At 70.8% G+C, this 17,090-nt stretch carries 11 protein-coding genes and 1 pseudogene; 4 read left to right on the forward strand and 8 right to left on the reverse strand.

Going from position 1 to position 17,090, the window contains the following annotated elements; genetic code table 11:
- Window positions 1–18 precede the first annotated feature (18 nt).
- Window positions 19–540 (forward strand): hypothetical protein, encoded by a 522-nt coding sequence (locus RV986_RS14810; RefSeq protein ID WP_475917853.1) that lies wholly within the window; start codon window positions 19–21, stop codon window positions 538–540.
- A gap of 16 nt (window positions 541–556) precedes the next feature.
- On the opposite strand, the gene RV986_RS14815 is transcribed toward RV986_RS14810, so the two are convergent.
- Complete coding sequence (locus tag RV986_RS14815; RefSeq protein WP_475917854.1) at window positions 557–2,488, reverse strand: acyl-CoA dehydrogenase family protein; 1,932 nt, start codon at window positions 2,486–2,488, stop codon at window positions 557–559.
- Between the two features lie 224 nt (window positions 2,489–2,712).
- Window positions 2,713–3,519 carry a GH12 family glycosyl hydrolase domain-containing protein gene (locus RV986_RS14820; RefSeq protein ID WP_475917855.1) on the reverse strand — a complete coding sequence of 269 codons (807 nt, stop codon included), beginning with the start codon at window positions 3,517–3,519 and terminating at the stop codon, window positions 2,713–2,715.
- A 327-nt stretch (window positions 3,520–3,846) separates the two neighbouring features.
- On the opposite strand from RV986_RS14820, the gene RV986_RS14825 reads away from it, so the two are divergent.
- The 3 genes from RV986_RS14825 (at window position 3,847) to RV986_RS14835 (ending at window position 7,644) form a co-directional block, all read left to right on the forward strand.
- Window positions 3,847–4,860, forward strand: coding sequence for a LacI family DNA-binding transcriptional regulator (locus tag RV986_RS14825; protein WP_475917856.1), 1,014 nt, complete (start codon window positions 3,847–3,849; stop codon window positions 4,858–4,860).
- Between the two features lie 123 nt (window positions 4,861–4,983).
- Window positions 4,984–7,035 carry a glycoside hydrolase family 31 protein gene (locus RV986_RS14830; protein ID WP_475917857.1) on the forward strand — a complete coding sequence of 684 codons (2,052 nt, stop codon included), beginning with the start codon at window positions 4,984–4,986 and terminating at the stop codon, window positions 7,033–7,035.
- Between the two features lie 117 nt (window positions 7,036–7,152).
- Window positions 7,153–7,644, forward strand: a complete 492-nt coding sequence (locus tag RV986_RS14835; protein WP_475917858.1) for a hypothetical protein — start codon at window positions 7,153–7,155, stop codon at window positions 7,642–7,644.
- Window positions 7,645–7,661: 17 nt separating this feature from the next.
- Here the strand turns inward: RV986_RS14835 and RV986_RS14840 are convergent, their stop codons facing one another.
- The 6 genes and pseudogenes from RV986_RS14840 to RV986_RS14865 form a co-directional block, all read right to left on the reverse strand.
- A complete protein-coding gene (locus RV986_RS14840) occupies window positions 7,662–8,378 on the reverse strand; it encodes a glycoside hydrolase family 12 protein (RefSeq protein WP_475917859.1) in 717 nt (238 codons plus the stop codon).
- A 43-nt stretch (window positions 8,379–8,421) separates the two neighbouring features.
- On the reverse strand, window positions 8,422–10,662 hold the full coding sequence (locus tag RV986_RS14845) for a glycosyl hydrolase family 95 catalytic domain-containing protein (RefSeq protein WP_475917860.1): 2,241 nt from the start codon (window positions 10,660–10,662) through the stop codon (window positions 8,422–8,424).
- Entirely contained in the window at window positions 10,659–12,716 is a 2,058-nt protein-coding gene (locus tag RV986_RS14850; RefSeq protein ID WP_475917861.1) for a beta-galactosidase, read from the reverse strand. Before RV986_RS14850 ends, RV986_RS14845 begins: the two co-directional genes overlap by 4 nt.
- Window positions 12,716–14,958: pseudogene (locus tag RV986_RS14855) on the reverse strand (1,4-beta-glucanase). Before RV986_RS14855 ends, RV986_RS14850 begins: the two are co-directional and overlap by 1 nt.
- 135 nt (window positions 14,959–15,093) lie before the next feature.
- Complete coding sequence (locus tag RV986_RS14860; RefSeq protein ID WP_475917862.1) at window positions 15,094–16,059, reverse strand: carbohydrate ABC transporter permease; 966 nt, start codon at window positions 16,057–16,059, stop codon at window positions 15,094–15,096.
- The gene (locus tag RV986_RS14865) at window positions 16,056–17,090 is read right to left on the reverse strand and encodes an ABC transporter permease (RefSeq protein ID WP_475917863.1); all 1,035 of its coding nucleotides are present in this window, start codon (window positions 17,088–17,090) and stop codon (window positions 16,056–16,058) included. The genes RV986_RS14860 and RV986_RS14865 overlap by 4 nt, the downstream gene beginning before the upstream one ends.

Here is a 17,090-nt window from a genome sequence, read left to right on the forward strand (position 1 = left end):
GTTGGCTCGTTGCAGAATGTGGACGCCCTGCTGATTCGCTTTGATCACCTCGCGCAGGACGGGATCGTCGACCACGTCGAGCGCGCTGCGGAGAAGTTGCTGGATGACGGGCCGTTCTCCAGGCCGTCCGGCGTCCAGCAGACCGTCGACGTCACGGAGGTCGATGCGCCGGATCCGTACGGCGTCGAAGGAGGCCACGGGCGGCCGCGGTTCCGTGTCGACCAGGGCGAGCGCGCAGTCGTTGAGGAGCACGGCGAGGGCGTCGCGGTGCGCCTCGAAAGTCCGCGGCGCGGTTTCGCGCAGCTTCTGCGCGAGCGGTTGCACTTCCTTGCGGACGGTCCGCAGGGCCCCTACGAGATCCATTTCATTGAGCTGATGCCACGCCTCTCCGCGGGCGCGCGTCAGCTGTACGGAAAGGCCATGACTGTCTTCTTCCCCGAAACCTTGGCGCATCTGCCGTCCCCGTCCGCCATTCCCTTCATTGTTGACGCACGGATACGGTGCGGCAAGCAGCAGAATGGCAAACCGGGACAGCAGTGAATTCCTGGGGAAAAGATCAGCGAATGGGGCGGCGAACGCTTTCCTTCCGGGCCGGACCGGGCGTCGCGTCGGCGATCCAGGGACCTTCCCCGGACGGGTCGACGACGCCCTCCTCCAGCCATTCGTACGTTCCCGCGAGGACGCCCTTGACGACCTTGCGGTCGAGGTCGTCGGTGTTGGTCCACAGCCGGCCGAAGAGTTCGTCGACGCGGATGCGGGACTGACGGCAGAAGGCGTCGGCGAGCTGGTAGGCCTCGCGGCCGTGCGCCCCGGTGGCGCGCAGGTGTTCGGCGCGGACACAGGCCGCGCTCATCGCGAAGAGCTCGGCGCCGATGTCGACGATCCGGCCCAGGAAGCCCTGCTTGGTCTCCATCCGGCCCTGCCAGCGGGACATGGCGTAGAAGGTGGAGCGGGCCAGCTTGCGGGCGTTGCGCTCGACGTACCGCAGGTGCGGGGAGAGGTCGATGGCGTGGTGGAAATCGCCGTACGAGCGCGGGAGCTGCCCCGGGCCCGCGACCAGCTTCGGGAGCCACTTGGCGTAGAAGACACCGGCGTTCGCGCCCGCCCTCGCCTTGTCCGAGAGGGACTTGTCGGGGTCGATGAGGTCACCGGCGACCGACAGATGGGCGTCGACGGCCTCGCGGGCGATCAGCAGATGCATGATCTCCGTGGAGCCCTCGAAGATCCGGTTGATGCGCAGGTCGCGCAGGATCTGCTCGGCCGGTACCGCCCGCTCGCCGCGGGCCGCGAGCGACTCGGCGGTCTCGAAGCCGCGGCCGCCGCGGATCTGGACCAGCTCGTCGGCCATCAGCCAGCCCATCTCGGAGCCGTACAGCTTGGCGAGGGCGGCCTCGATACGGATGTCGTTGCGGTCCTCGTCGGCCATCTGGGAGGACAGGTCGACGACGGCTTCGAGGGCGAAGGTGGTGGCCGCGATGAAGGAGATCTTCGCGCCGACGGCCTCGTGGAAGGCGACCGGCTTGCCCCACTGCTCGCGTGCCGCCGACCACTCGCGGGCGATCTTCAGACACCACTTGCCGGCGCCCACGCACATCGCGGGCAGCGAGAGCCGTCCGGTGTTGAGGGTGGTGAGGGCGATCTTCAGGCCCGCGCCCTCCGGGCCGATCCGGTTCGCGGCCGGGACGCGGACCTGGTGGAACCGGGTGACCCCGTTCTCCAGGCCGCGCAGGCCCATGAAGGCATTGCGGTTCTCGACGGTGATGCCCTCGGAGCCGGCCTCCACCACGAACGCCGTGATGCCGCCCTTGTGGCCCTCCGATTTCGGGACCCGCGCCATGACGACCAGCAGATCGGCGACGACGCCGTTGGTCGTCCAGAGCTTCACTCCGTCGAGGACGTAGTCGTCGCCGTCCGGGACGGCGCTCGTGGCGAGCCGCGCCGGGTCGGACCCCACGTCCGGCTCGGTGAGCAGGAACGCCGAGATGTCGGTGCGGGCGCACCGCGGCAGGAAGACGTCCTTCTGCTCCGGGGTGCCGAAGAGTTTCAGCGGCTGCGGTACGCCGATCGACTGATGCGCCGAGAGCAGCGCGCCGATCGCCGGGTTCGCGGAGCCGACCAGGGCGAGCGCCTTGTTGTAGTACACCTGGGTGAGGCCGAGGCCGCCGTACTTGGTGTCGATCTTCATGCCGAGGGCGCCGAGGTCCTTGAGCCCGTCGATGACCTCGTCCGGGATCTGTGCCTCGCGCTCGATACGGGCCGAGTCGATCTTCGTCTCGCAGAAGTCGCGCAGCTTGGCGAGGAACTCCTCGCCACGCTGCGCGTCCTCGTCGGCGGGCTGGGGGTGCGGATGGATCAGATCGAGCCGGAAGCGGCCCAGGAAGAGTTCCTTGGCGAAGCTGGGCTTGCGCCAGTCCTGTTCGCGGGCCGCCTCGGCGACCTGTCGTGCCTCACGTTCGGTGACGGTGGGCTGGTGGGGTGTTGCGGACATGAGGCTCACCTCGCCGCGCATAGGGATGCCGCGCATAGGGATCTTGGGGACCTTCGTTACCGATCGGTGCTACTCGATCGTATTTACCCGAATACGGTCGACCCCACCAGTCCTCGCGCGCGTTCGCCTGAACGCGCACCCCCCGCATGCGCGCCCCCTCGACGCAACCCGGCGTCAGCCGATGCCGACGGATGCCGACGGATGCCGGTCGATATCAGCTGATGTCAGCCGATGTCGACCGAATACGCCTTCGTGTCCAGCCGCCCGGAACCGCGGAAGACCTCGCTGCCCGACTCGATGCCGGAGAGGTACTTGTCGTTGCTCAGCAGCTTGCGGCGGACCAGGGCCTGGGTGAAGTCGTCGAGGTCGAGGGAGGCCTTGGTGGTGTTGGTCCGGCGCACGAAGGAGTACACCTTCCAGCCGATGTCTCCCTGGTAGATGTCCCACATGGCGCCGTCGAGGCTGACGCTGCCGTACTTGGTGCCGAGCGGGCCCGCGCCGCCCTGCCGGTCGAGCCAGATCATGACCTCGTCGGTCGGCTGGTCCTGCCAGTCCGCGGTGCTCCTGGAGTGCAGCCACAGGTCGTACGCCACGTTCATGGTGCCGGGGTTCGCGCTGACCGAGAACTCCCAGCTGGTCCTGACCGGCTTGCGGTCACCGACCCGGACGGGCAGTTCGGTGGCCGCCTTGTCGGTCTTCCAGCCCCAGTGCCAGCCGAGGACGGTACTGGCGTACGACTTGACGTTGTTCTCCTTGCCGGCCTTGCCGGCCCAGGTGTAGTCCGTGCCCCAGCCGATGGTGTCGCCGGAGCGCGAGGTGTCCCAGACGCACTGGGTGCCCGTGCCGTCGTCCTGCCCCCAGAGGTTGTTGTTGACGTAGTACTTGCCCATCGTGACGGTGTCGAAGGCACCGCACTTCTTGCCGGCCTCGCCCGCCCGGGCGACGGTGACGCCCGCGGTGGCCGCGAGCGCCACCGAGCCCGCGAGCAGCGTCTTCGCCTTCTTGGACAGGCGCGGTCGGCGGTGTTGCATCGGGAGTCCTTCCGGGGGACGGTCTGCGTACTCCTCCCAGTGGCCGCCGGGGGCCCGGAGGTTGCCGCGCCACCGGGAACGGTGCCGAAGCCCGGCGCGGGAATCGCACCGGCGCACGACACTGGAATCACGCCCCGGCGCGGCACGGCGAACGCGCCGGCGCACGGCACGACAACGACTCCGGACCCGCGCCGCAAGAAACCTGTCGAAGCGCTTCGACAACCTATGGACACCCAACATCCGTCGAGCTACTGTCGAGCCACCCTCACTCGCCCTTATCCGCAACGCGCACTGTCGAAGCGCTTCACACAACGCTTGGAGAGCTGGATGGTCACCCTCGCCGAGGTCGCCCAGCACGCCGGAGTCTCGGCGAGCACGGTGAGCTATGTCCTCAGCGGCAAGCGGTCCATCTCCGCGGGCACCCGGCAGCGGGTCGAGCGGAGCATCGAGGAGCTCGGCTACCACCCCAACGCGGGCGCCCGGGCCCTGGCGAGCAGCCGGTCCAACATCATCGCGCTGATGATCCCGCTCCGTACCGACATGTACGTACCCGTGATGATGGAGATCGCCATCGCGGTGGCGACCCACGCCCGCACGCACGGGTACGACGTGCTCCTGCTCACCGGCGAGGAGGGTCCCGACGCCGTGCGCCGCGTCACCGGCAGCGGGCTCGCCGACGCGATGATCGTGATGGACGTCGAGCTCGACGACGAACGGCTGCCGCTGCTGCGCCAGACGGACCAGCCGTCCGTACTGATCGGTCTGCCCGCCGACACGTCGGGTCTGACCTGCGTCGATCTCGACTTCGGTGCGACGGGCGCACTGTGTGCCGAGCATCTCGCGCTGCTGGGTCACCGTGACATCGCTGTCATCGGGGAGGCGCCCGCGGTCTACGAACGGCACACGGGCTTCGCCGAACGCACGCTCGACGGACTCCGGTCCCGTTCCCGGGAGCTGGGCCTGCGGGTGCTGCACCGTCCCTGCGAGGGCGGCTTCGACGCGATGTCCCTGACGCTGGCCCGGGTCTTCGACGAGCGGCCGGGCACCACGGGCTTCGTGGTGCAGAACGAGTCCGCGGTCGAGCCGCTGCTCGCGCTGCTGCGCCGGCAGGGCCGGGCCGTCCCCGAGGACGTGTCGGTGATCGCGATCTGCCCGGACCAGGTCGCGACGCAGGCCTCGGTGCGGCTGACCTCGGTCGCCATCCCGGCTCAGGAGATGGGCCGGTACGCCGTGGAACATCTGATCGCCAAGCTGGAAGGGCACGGCAAGGACGAAGTCGTGCTGATCGCTCCCGAGTTGGCGGTACGGGCGAGTACGGGCCCGGCACCGACCGCCGCCTGACTCCGGAGCCCCGGCCACGCCCGGCCCCGGCGTCGCGCCCTCCGTCCCGGGCCCCATGGCCGTGGCCCCCCTGTCTGTGCCACCCCATGTCTGCATGTCTGCATTCCTTCAGGAGCACACCACGTGAATCAGCCTGCCGAAAACCAGACCCAGTCAGGCGCGGTCAGCCTCGCGCAGTCCTCCCCGACCGTCGGCACGTTCCGTGAGCGGGGCGGGGCGCTGGAGTGGAGCGGCCGCCAGGAGACCGTCCGGATCGAGCCCTGGGGCCCGGACGCGGTCCGGGTCCGCGCGCGGCTGGGCGGTCCGGTCCTCGAAGGCCTCCCCGGCGCGCTCCTCGACGAGCCGCAGCCGACCGAGAGCACCGTCAAGATCCAGGACGGCGAAGGCCGCTTGACGGTCGGCGCGCTGACCGTCGAGGTCGGCGCCGAGGGCGGGCTCCGCTTCCTGCGCACGGCCGACGGCACAGAACTCCTCGCCGAGGAGCGCGCCCACTTCTGGTGGCCCGGCCCGCGCCTCTACACCCCGGTCGGCAACGGCCACCACCGCCTGGAACAGCGCTTCGCCGCGTACGAGGGCGAGCGGTTGTACGGCCTCGGGCAGCACCAGCACGGACTGTTCGACCAGAAGGGCGCGGTGGTGGACCTGATCCAGCGCAACGCCGAGGTCACCGTCCCGGTGCTCACCTCCAGCCGCGGCTACACCCTGCTGTGGAACAACCCGGCCATCGGCCGCGTCGAGCTCGCGGGCAACGGCACCCGCTGGGTCGCCGACTCGGCCCGTCAGCTCGACTACTGGATCACCGCGGGCACCCCGGCCGACGCCCAGCGCCGCTACAGCGCCGCCACCGGCCGTACACCGATGCTGCCCGAGTGGGCGGCCGGGTTCTGGCAGTGCAAGCTGCGCTACCGCACCCAGGACGAACTGCTCGGCGTGGCGCGGGAGTACAAGCGCCGGGGCCTGCCCCTGTCCGCCATCGTCTGCGACTTCTTCCACTGGACCCACCTGGGCGACTGGAAGTTCGACCCGACCGAGTGGCCGGACCCGGCGGCGATGCGGCGCGAGCTCACCGAACTCGGCGTCAAGCTGGTCGTGTCCGTCTGGCCGTCGGTCTCGCCGCTCTCCGAGAACCACCAGCTCATGGAGCAGCGCGGCTACTTCATCGGCACCCAGTACGGCCCGATGGCGCACGCCGACTGGCCCGACAAGGAGGTCGCCTCCACGGTCCAGGTCGCCTTCTACGACGCGACCAACCCCGAGGCCCGCGACTTCCTGTGGTCGCGCGTGAAGGACAACTACCTCGACCCGTACGGCATCTCGGCCTTCTGGCTGGACGCCTGCGAACCGGAGCTGAAGCCGGGATTCCAGGAGAACCTGCGCTACTGGGCGGGCCCGGGACTCGAAGTCGGCAACATGTACCCGGCCGAGAACGCCCGCACCTTCTACGAGGGCATGCTCGCGGCCGGCGAGACCGAGGTCGTCACTCTCAACCGCTCGGCGTGGGCGGGCAGTCAGCGCTACGGCGCCGCCCTGTGGTCCGGCGACATCGGCACCGACTTCGCGACCCTGCGCCGTCAGATCGCCGCCGGTCTCAACACGGCGCTCTCCGGGATCCCCTGGTGGAACACCGACATCGGCGGCTTCCACGGCGGCGACCCGGACGACCCGGCGTACCGCGAGGTGATGGTCCGCTGGTTCCAGTTCGGCGCGCTGTCCCCGCTGATGCGCCTGCACGGCTTCCGCGACCCCGGTACGCCGCTGGGCCCGGAGATGACCGGCGGTCCGAACGAGGTCTGGTCGTACGGCGAGGAGGCCGGCGCGATCATGGAGAAGTACCTGCGGCTGCGCGAGCGTCTGAAGCCGTATGTGCTGGACGTCATGCGGGAGGCCCACGAGGAGGGACTGCCGGTGATGCGCCCGCTGTTCCTGGAGTTCCCCGAGGACCGCACGGCCTGGTCGGTCGACGACGCCTATCTGTTCGGCTCCGACCTCCTGGTCGCGCCGGTGCTCACGGCGGGCGCGACGGCCCGCGCCGTGTACCTCCCGGCGGGCGCCCGGTGGACCGACGCGTGGACCGGTGAGTCGTACGAGGGCGGCGCGGCCGTCACCGTCGACGCTCCGCTGGACCGCATCCCGCTGTTCCTGCGGGACGGGGCGCGGCTGCCGGTGGCGGAGTAGGCGCACGCGTGCGGGGCCCGAAACCGCCGGGCCCCGCACGACCTGTGACGCTTCCGTTGCCCGGAACTGTGGGCTCCACCACAGCCGGGGCCGATCTTGCCCTGCTGAAGTCGGGGGATGGTCCCCCTGCTCCTGCTGCTCCTCCCGGCCGGGCCGATCGCCGCCTTCGCCCTGGCCGGGTACGGCTTGCGTGCCCTCGGCCGGACCGGCCCGCGGCGTGCCGACCGCGCGGTGCGGCTGCGGGCCGTCGCCGCCCTGGTGGGCGCCGTCACGGCCGCCCTGTATGTGTGGGGGCTGCTGCACGTGGTCGGTGCGGTCATGGACGCGGAGGACGGCGGCACCGACTCGGCGCCGATCCGGCCCTGTCGTACACCGGGCTGGCAGGAGTGGGCGCGCGACCCCGGCATCACCGACTACACGGTGAGCTATCTGCCCCTGCGGTTCGTCTGCGAGACGGGGGACGGCGGCAGCTACGTCACCGGCCACGTGCCCCGGTATCTCAACCCGGCCGTCGCCTGCTGCGCACTGGCCGCCGTGGCCCTGGCCGGCTCCGCGGCCCTCACGGCGCGACGGCCCGGCCCCCGCGCGACGCGGGAACCGGGCCGCTGACGCCACCGGGGCATCGGTCAACTGCTGCTGACCGTCAGGTTGTTGGTCGTGAAGTCCAGACCGCCGGACGAGGACGTGATCTCGAAGCCGAACTGCACGTCGCCGATGGTCTCGCCGCTGGACATCCAGCCCTTGGTGTTCGCGATCCACCTGAGGATCGGCAGGATGTCGATGGTCCCCGACGTCGAGTCCGCGGAGCGCAGGAACGAGAAGACGTCGTTGGCGGTGTTGTTGCCCTTGTAGACGGCCCAGGTGTTGCCGTTCAGGGTCAGGTTGCCCTGGAAGGTGCCGAGCGCGCCGACGGCGCCGTTGTAGTTGACCCAGAGCATGGTCTCGTAGTCGTAGTCGGTGTCCCAGATGTCGTACGAGGTGTTGTACGAACCGGCCGCCGGGACCGTGACGTTGTACGTGCTCTTGAGCGAGGACAGCCCGGCGATCGTCTTGCCCACGTACTTCTTGGAGTTGGGGTAGGACTTGATGCCGCCGGTGTTCGGGTGGTTGGCCCACACTCCCCAGTTGGTGCCGGAGTTGGCCCAGATGCACTGGCTGCCCGCGCCGGAGCCCCAGATGTTGTTGTAGAGCGTGTACCCGTTGAGGCTGGTGTTCCCGTACTGCTCGCAGGAGCTCCAGACGGCTGCCTGGGCGGGGGCCGAGGCGAGACCGACGGTGGCGCCGAGTGCGAGCGCGGGGGCCAGCAGTGCCTTGGTGATCCTGTTCCGGGTGCGTGTTGCCATGGTGTCCCTTCCATGGGTGGGGGGATGTACGGGTTTCGGCACGTCACTGCGGCCCCAGGGTGAGGACGCAGTCTTCTCCGGCGCTCAGGGAGAGCGGTCGCGCGCCGGTGGAAGTCCTGAGGTCGATCCGCACGGTGCGGGTGGGGCGGATGGTGGCGGTGCGCCTCCCGGGGCTCCAGGTCAGGTCGATCTCGGCACCGAACCGGGTGCGGATGCCGTGGAGCCGGCCCGTCTCGTACGCCGTGGGGAGCGCGGGGAAGAGGACCAGCCGCCCGGGGGTGGACTGGACGAGCATCTCGATGAGGACGGCGGGGAGGGTGTGGGCCGCGTCCGCGTTGTAGACATGTCGGTTCGGGTAGTGGCCGCTCATCAGGGAGACATGGAAGAAGTCCCCGGCCAGGACGGTGCCGAGGGCTCCCGCGACGCGTTCGCCGTCGCGCAGCCGGGCCGCCACCAGGGCGTGGTGGAGGTGGCCGTGCGCGGAGTCGTTCTCGGCGCCGCGCAGTTCGAGCGCCCGGTGGGCCGCGGACGCCAGCTCCGGGGTGTCGTACGGGTTGATCTCGTCCAGCGGCCACACGCCGTAGAGATGGCTGAGGTGCCGGTGGTCGTAGGTGTCGTCGAGGCCGGGCCGGGCCCACTCGGCGAGCGCCCCGTCACCGTTGACGCGGTGCGGCGGCAGCCGGTCGGCGAGCGCGCGCCAGCGCTCCGCCTCGGGTCCGGGGTGGTGGTCGGCGGCCGTGCGCAGGGCGTGGCGGGCCGCGGAGAGGTCCATGGCGGCGTCGAGGGCGATCCAGCTCGCGTTCGCGGGCCGGTTCTCCGGCGAGTACGACGGCACCAGCACCAGGTGGCCGTTCTCGTCGGTCCGGGTGAGGAAGTCCTCGTAGAAGTACGCCACTTCGGCGAGCGCGGCGGCCAGCCGCGGGTCGCGGGCGCCGCGCGTCTCGTCGTGGTCCACCAGGGGCTTCAGGAGCCAGTCGGCGCCCGCGGTCCACACGTGCAGGGGGTACTCGCGGCTGAGGTGGTAGATGTGCCCGGACTCGCCGTCGGTGTGCGCGGGGGCGACGACACCCCGGGTGCCGAAGATCGCCCGGGCGTTGTCGCGCCAGTGCGGCAACTGGCCGTGGACCAGGGCGGCATGGGCCTCGCTGACCTCGGGAAGTCCGGCCGCGGCGGCGGACGCCGTCTGCAGATTGAGGTTGGCGTCGGTGGTGAAGGCCCCCGCCCAGGCGGTGTCCCAGTCGCCGGTCCACAGCCCGGTGAGCCGTGGCGGCAGCATTCCGGCGGCGGACAGCAGGTGGTAGCGACCGGCCGCGAAGAGCCGTTCCAGGAGGGCGGGACTCCGCGGGCGGCGCACCAACTCGGAGCCGGGCAGTGCCCGTTCGGCGGGGTCGGCGCCCAGGTCGAGGCCCGCGCGCAGATAGGCGGGGCGGTGCAGGGCGGTGTGGCGGGCGAGGAGTCGGTGGTACGCGTCCTCGCCGCCACCGGAGGCGGACTCGGGCAGCAGGGCGCGCAGCGCGCGGGCCTCGGCGAGCGTGTCCAGCTCCCCGGTGTGCCGCCGTACGCGCGTGAGCAGCAGTACCGAACGTGCGCCTTCGACCCGTACCCCTGGTGGCGTGGTGAGTGTCCGGCCCCCGGTGATCACGGCGAGCGTCACCCCCGTGTACGCCCGCTCGCTGTCGGGATAGCGGGCCCGCAGGGTGAGCAGCGCGCCCTCGGGCGTGCGGACGCAGGCGTGCCCCACCGTCATCTCTTCGGGCGCGCCCGGCAGTCGGTGGTCGAGTGTCATGTCGAGGGTGAGATCGGCGTCGGTCACGTACTGGACGACGACGTCGTCGGCGCGCGACACGAAGACCTCACCGCACCGGCCCCCGCCGCACTCGGCGCGGACGGCCCCGGTGGTGAAGTCGACCTCGCGCCGGTACGGGAGCGGCTCCCGCGGCTCGCGGCGCAGCCGTACCTGGAAGGCCGGGTGGAAGGGCTGCACCCACAGCAGCGGACGCCCGTCGGTGAAGTCCTCCCCCGCGGTGAGGTCACCGGCCAGCAAGCGGTCCTGGAGCTCCTTCAACCGGTCGGCCAGTTCGGGCGGCCGGGCGTCCTCGCTGCCGTTCGGGCGGACCAGGGTGTGATGGTTGACGATGACCCGGTCGTCGTTCGGATCGCCGAACACCATGACGCCGTGCCGGCCGTTCCCGCTCAGGAAGGCGTCCTCCCAGCGGGCGGCGGGGGCCGGCTCCCAGGTGCTGTGGACGGGAGCGTCCGTGGGGCCGTGGACGGGCTCGCTCATGGCGCCGCCTCCAGTACGGCCACGCCGTACCGCCCCAGCTCCACGGCGTCGACGACGTCCGCACCGGTCAGCAGGTCGCGGTGGCGTCCGGGCACCGGCACGGTCACCGTGTCCCGCCCGTGGTGGAGCAGGAACAGCAGCGTGCCACGGCGTACCGCCTCCACGTCCGTCGGCAGGTGGTCGAGGGGCGGCCGTACGCCGGCGTCCTCGGCGATCCCGGCGAGCAGCGGCCACAGCGCCTCCGGTTCGGGGAGGGTGGACAGGTACCAGGCGCGGCCCTTGCGCAGTACGGCCGGCAGACCGTCCAGCTCACCGCCCTTGTACGGGACGACGGCGTAGGTCTCGTGCGCGGCCTCGATCTCCTCGGACCACAGGGTGCCGCGGAAGCCCTCGACGTCGACCTTCTCGTCGGGGTCGAGCGGCCACCACTCGTGCAGGGTGCGGATGCCGAAGAGCTCGCGCAGCCGCTCGTCCATGCCGCCGGGGCGCACCCGGTCGTCCTGGTCGGCGACGCCGGTCAGGAAGCCGCAGACGAGGGTGCCGCCGCCGCGTACGTACCCGACGAGGTTGTCGATCGCCGCGTCCGTCAGCAGATACAGCTGCGGCACGACGACCAGCTTGTACGGCGACAGGTCGTGCTCGGGGTGGGCGAAGGAGGTGGTGGTGTTCGCCTCCCACAGGGCGCGGTGCCAGGCGCGTACGACGCTCTGGTGGTCGACCTCGCAGGACAGCCGCCCGTCCTGCTGGCTCGCCCACCAGGCGTTCCAGTCGAGCAGGACGGCGACGTCGGCGCCGACGACCTCGGTGTCCGTCACCTTGTCGCTCAGCAGGGCGAGTTCGGCACCGATGCGCTTGATCTCCTGGAAGGTGCGGCCCCGCTCCCCCGCGTGGCCGACCATCCCGGAGTGGAACTTCTCCGCCCCCTGCCGGGACTGCCGCCACTGGAAGTAGCAGACGGCGTCGGCGCCTCGGGCGACCGCCTGGAGGGACCAGAGGCGGTTGAGGCCGGCGGGCTTCGGATGGTTCACGCCCCGCCAGTTCACCGGTCCCGCCGCCTGCTCCATGACCATCCAGGGGCCGCCGCGGGCCTGGGAACGGGTCATGTCGTGGATGAGCGCGCCGTGCCGGCCGGCGAGCGGGTCGCGCGGGTCCGGATAGATGTCGACGGAGACGACGTCTTCCCGTTCGGCCCACGCCCAGGCGTCCTGGCCCTGCCAGAACGGCATGAAGTTGGTGGTCACGGGGATGTGCGGGGTGTGCCGGGCGACGATGTCGCGTTCGGCGAGGTAGCACTCCAGGAGCGCGTCGGAGGTGAAGCGCTTGAAGTCGAGGACCTGGGTGGGGTTGTTCATGTAGTGGGCGTGGCGCGGCGGGAGAATGCCTTCCCAGACGTCGTAGCCCTGGCTCCAGAAGGCCGTGCCCCAGGCGGTGTTGAGGGCGTCGAGCGTGCCGTACCTGTCCTGGAGCCAGCGCCGGAAGGCGGTCGCCGCCTCGTCGCCCCAGTCGTAGGTGCAGTACTCGTTGTTGATGTGCCACATGGTGAGGGCGGGATGGCCGCCGTAGCGGGCGGCGAGGTCCTCGGTGATGGCGGCGGCGTGGCGCCGGTAGGCGGCGCTGGAGTGGGCGAAGTGCTGGCGGCCGCCCCACCACTCGATACGGCCGTCCGCGTCCCGGGGCAGCGTCTCGGGGTGGAGCCGGCCCATCCAGGGCGGGGGCGAGGAGGTGGGGGTGGCGAGGACGACTCCGACGCCGTTGTCGTGCAGCAGGTCCATGAGCCGGTCGAGCCAGCCGAACTCCCGTGCGCCGGGCGTCGGTTCGAGCTTCGCCCAGGAGAAGACGCCGACGGTGACGGAGTTGACGCCGGCCTCCTTCATGAGCCGTACGTCGTCCTGCCAGATCTCCTCCGGCCACTGCTCGGGGTTGTAGTCGCCGCCGAAGAGGATGCGGCCGCGGGTGGCGTCGGCGAGGCTCGGTCCACGGCGGGTCGGCGCCGGATTCTTGTGAGTCGACGTCGGATTCTTGTGAGTCGGCGTCGGAATCCTGTGTGTCGGCATCAGACCGGCTCCCCGTACTGGATGCCGCGCCCGTTCGTCCCGAGGTACACACGGCCGTACACACGCGGGTCGCCGGTGACGACCTCGCCGATCCAGCCCCACTGGTGGGCGTCGTCGTTGATCCGCACCCAGGTCCTGGCCGCGTCGTCGGAGCGGTGGACGGCGGTGATCGTGTCCGTGGAGCCGACCTGGTAGACGGCTGGGTAGTCGGCGCCGTCGGCCGCCTTGCCGAAGCCGAGGGTGTACGAGGCCCAGCAGCTGGTGATTTTGGCGAAGGTGGCACCGCCGTCAGTGGACCGGTAGAGGCCGTTCCACTTCGCGCTCAGCCACAGGTCACCGCTCCGGCCGGGCGCGGCGGCCAGCCTGAACTGACTGTCACCGGACGGCAGTCCGGCCGCACGGGCCGTGAACGAACGGCCACTGTCAGTGCTGGCGTATAGCGTTCCTGTATCGGTGTCGTACGCGTAGAAGAGCGTCGGGTCGGCCGGGTCGGCGACCGGCGTGGCGCCCTTCGGGAAGGAGGAGACCTCGGACCAGGTCGCGCCGTTGTCCGCCGAGCGGTGAGCCGCGTACTTCGTGCCGTCCCAGTGCACGAAGGACCACAGCAGCGTACCGCCGTCGGCGCTGGTGGCGATCGGCCCCGGTGCGTTCCCGGCGATGTCGGGCTGGGCCCTGAAGGGCGCCCAGGTCCGCCCGCCGTCGCGGGAGTACGCGCCGTTGCCGCTGTCGCCCCAGCCCGCCCGGACGACGTACGACGGCTTGGCCGCGGCCTGCGCGAGTCCCGTCGCCGACCCGAACACGGGGTTCGTCGCCATGCCGCGCGACGGAGACGCCGTGAGCCGCTCGTGGTACATCACGCCGATGTCCCCGAGTCCGCTGATCAGATGCGCCTCCCCGGCCGGGGGCGAGATCAGTTGGCGCACGGCCGTCTCCTCCAGCCCACGGATCCGCGGCGCCCAGCGCCTGAGGTCCCGGGTGCCGTACAGGGTCGCGCCGGTCCCGTACACGAGGTGCTTCGAGTCGTACGGGTCGAGGGCGAGCGCCTGGATCCACCAGCCGAACTTCGGCCGGTCGTCGCCCCAGTCGAGGAAAGGAGTCTCGGACACGTCGAAGACGGCCACGTCCTTGAGGGACGCCCAGGTACGGCCACCGTCGGTGGACCGGAACACGGTGTCGCCGTCGGCCCAGCGGTTGTTGGTGGACACGACGACGGTGCCGGCGCGGCGGGCGTCGCTCGCCACGCCCCCGTAGGCGAAGGTGTCCGCCGAGCCTCCCCCACTACTAAACGTGTGGGCGGTGCCCCCACCGGTCGTGCCGCCCGGCTTCACCGGGGTGACGTCGGTCCATGCCCCGGTGACGGTGCGCAGCTTGTGCAGGCTGCCGTCGGACTGGCCGCCCGGGCCGGGCGCGTCGCCGTACGTCACATACAGCTCGCGGGTGAGCCTGTCGTACGCGGCGCGGAGCGGGACCTTGGCGGCGGTGCCGGACGGCTGCCCGGGGACGGCCTCCCAGGTCGTGCCGTCCGCCGTGCGGTACAGGTTCGCCGTGCCCGCGGTGCCGTCGCCGTCACCCCAGCCCGCGTAGACGGTGCGCCCGGCCGCGACGAGGAACGTGATGCCCTGACCGGAGGAGTTCGCCTTCGCCGGGAAGGCGCTCACGCCTGCCCAGGTGGCGCCCCGGTCCGTGGACTTCAGCAACCCGTCGTGCCTGGTCCCCAGCCACAGGGTGTCGCTGTCGCGCGGGTCGACGAGGAGCCGCTCCCCGGCCCCCGCCCCTCCTCGTTGGCGCCCAGCTTCACGTCCAGGTCGCCGCGGGTCCAGGTGGCGCCGCGGTCCTCGGAGCGCAGGACCGCGCCGTTGCCGGCCCACGTCTGCGCGTAGGTGCCGAGCGCGAGGTAGAGCCGGTCCGGGTGCGCGGGGTCGACGGCGAGCGCCTCGACACCGAGCAGGTTCCAGTCGTCCCAGCCGAGGTGGTCGGTGAGCGGGGTCCAGCGGGCGGCGCGCTCGTCCCAGCGGTAGGCGCCGCCGATGTCGGTCCGGGCGTAGGCGAGACCTCGTACGGCCGGGTGGAACAGCACACCGGTGATGAACCCGGTACCGCCGATGACGGCGTTGCGCCAGCGGTACGCCGGCGTCGCCTCGGCGGCGTGCGCCTGCGGCCCGAGGGCTGGGACGGCAGTGACCGCGGCGGCGGCCGCGGTCCCGGCGAGCACGGTTCGCCGACTCACGCGGGGCGTGCGCATGACATACCTCGTTCCGGAAGAGAGGGGGAGCGCCCCGGCAGGAGCGCGGGGCTGTGACATACGGCGGCTCCGCCGCGCGGCGCGACCGGCCACGACCGGCCCGCGGGCGACGAACGGCCCGTGGTTTCCCGGCCGTCAACCCTTTACCGCACCGGTGAGCATGCCCTTCTTGAAGTGCCGCTGGACGAACGGCGAGAGCACGGCGACCGGGACCAGGGCCAGGACCATGACGGCCATCTGGATGGCGAGCGCGGACAGCTGACCGGTGTTGATCTCCGTCGCCAGCCCGACCGGCCGCTCCTGCTTCTGCACCAGCTGGATCATGACGTTCTGCAGCGGCATCATGTTCTGGTCGGTGAGGTAGATGGAGGCGTTGAACCAGGCGCTCCAGTAGCCGACCGCGTAGAAGAGAGCGATGACGGCGAGCACGGCTCGCGACAGCGGCATGACGATCTTCCAGAGGATGCGCCAGTCCCCCGCCCCGTCGATCCGGGCGCTGTCGACGAGTTCCGGGGAGATGCCCATGAAGAACCCGCGCAGGACCAGGATGTTGAAGACGCTGACCGCGCTGGGCAGGATCAGCGCGAGATAGGTGTCGGTCAGCCCGAGCGCCTGCACCAGCAGATACGTCGGGATGAGCCCGGCGCCGAAGAACATCGTGGCGAGCAGGGTCATCAGGATCCAGCGGTGGCCGAGCGAGCCGCTGCGCGAGAGGCCGTAGGCGCACAGCACCGACACCGTCATGCTGAACAGCGTGCCGACGAGGGTGACGCCGAGGCTGACGAGCGCGGCCCGCTGCACCTGGCCGCCGCTCAGCAGCTCCTGGTAGGCGACGAAGGTGATGTCCCTGGGGAACACCACCAGGCCGCCCACGTGGTCGATGGTCTTCTTCGAGGACAGGCTCGTGACGACCACGATCCACAGCGGGAACAGGATCGCGAAGCAGGCGAGGACGAGGACGATGCCCTTGCCGGCGAGCCCGGCCCGGCTCGGCTCCTCCTCCCAGGTCGGGCGGGGCGGAGCCGCCCAGGGGCTGGGTTTCCTCACACCGTTCCCGTCGTCCCGGTCGCGGGCGGGCGGTGTGTCGACGACGGCGCTCACTTCTTGTACACCCCCTGCTCGCCCATGAGATGGGCGACCTTGTTCGCCACGAGGACGAGGGTCAGTCCGACAAGGCCCTTGATCAGTCCGGCCGCGGCCGCGTAGCTGAAGTCCTGGTTGCGGATGCCGTTCCACCACACATAGGTGTCGAGGACGTCGGAGGCTCCGGGGCCCACCGCCTGCCGTTGCAGCAGCAGTTGCTCGAAGCCGACGGTCAGCGCGTCGCCGACGCGCAGCACGAGGAGCAGGGCGATCACGGGCCGCAGCGCGGGCAGCGTGATGTGCCACATGCGCCGCCAGCGCCCGGCGCCGTCCATGGCGGCGGCCTCGTACAGGTCGTTGCTGACCGAGGAGAGCGCGGCGAGGAAGACGATGATGCCCCAGCCCGCGTCCTTCCAGACGCTCTGCAGGGTGACCAGGTACTTGAAGGTGTTCGGGTCGGTCATGATGTCGAAGCCGGTGACCCCGTGGTCGACCAGGGTCTGCGCGATGATGCCCGCGCCGCCGAAGATCTGCTGGAAGACGGTGACGACGAGCACCCAGGAGAAGAAGTGGGGCAGGTACATGACGGCCTGGGCGACCGCCCGGACCCGGGGCCTGATCACGCTGTTGATGAGCAGCGCGAGCAGGATCGGCACCGGGAAGAAGAGCACGAGCTGCAGGAAGAACAGCACGAAGGTGTTCTGCAGGGCGTGCCAGAACCCGGAGTCGGCGAAGACCCGCTGGAACTGTTCGAAGCCGACCCAGGGGCTCTGGAACATGGCGACGAAGCCGTTGTCGCTCAGGTAGGGGTCGTAGTCCTCGAAGGCGACGATGTTGCCGAGGATCGGCACGTAGTTGAAGACCAGGAGCAGCAGGACCGCGGGCAGCGTCATCAGGACGAGCGTGCGGTCCCGTCTGAACCGGAGCCGGAAACTCAGCTTCCCGGAGGCCGTTCTGCCCGGCGGGCCGGCGGCGCCGCCGGACGCCGCCGGAGTCTTCACCGGGGTCTTCGCCTCGGACCTGCCCCGAGGCACCGTGCTGTGCGACAC

This window comes from Streptomyces sp. RLA012 (genome assembly GCF_056270325.1).

What these genes read in the sequence shown, in the direction of transcription:
- RV986_RS14815 (WP_475917854.1), bottom strand. Translation starts at nt 2,488, where the DNA reads ATGTCCGCAACACCCCACCAGCCCACCGTCACCGAACGTGAGGCACGA.
- RV986_RS14820 (WP_475917855.1), bottom strand. Translation starts at nt 3,519, where the DNA reads ATGCAACACCGCCGACCGCGCCTGTCCAAGAAGGCGAAGACGCTGCTC.
- RV986_RS14825 (WP_475917856.1), top strand. Translation starts at nt 3,847, where the DNA reads ATGGTCACCCTCGCCGAGGTCGCCCAGCACGCCGGAGTCTCGGCGAGC.
- RV986_RS14835 (WP_475917858.1), top strand. Translation starts at nt 7,153, where the DNA reads ATGGTCCCCCTGCTCCTGCTGCTCCTCCCGGCCGGGCCGATCGCCGCC.
- RV986_RS14840 (WP_475917859.1), bottom strand. Translation starts at nt 8,378, where the DNA reads ATGGCAACACGCACCCGGAACAGGATCACCAAGGCACTGCTGGCCCCC.
- RV986_RS14845 (WP_475917860.1), bottom strand. Translation starts at nt 10,662, where the DNA reads ATGAGCGAGCCCGTCCACGGCCCCACGGACGCTCCCGTCCACAGCACC.
- RV986_RS14850 (WP_475917861.1), bottom strand. Translation starts at nt 12,716, where the DNA reads ATGCCGACACACAGGATTCCGACGCCGACTCACAAGAATCCGACGTCG.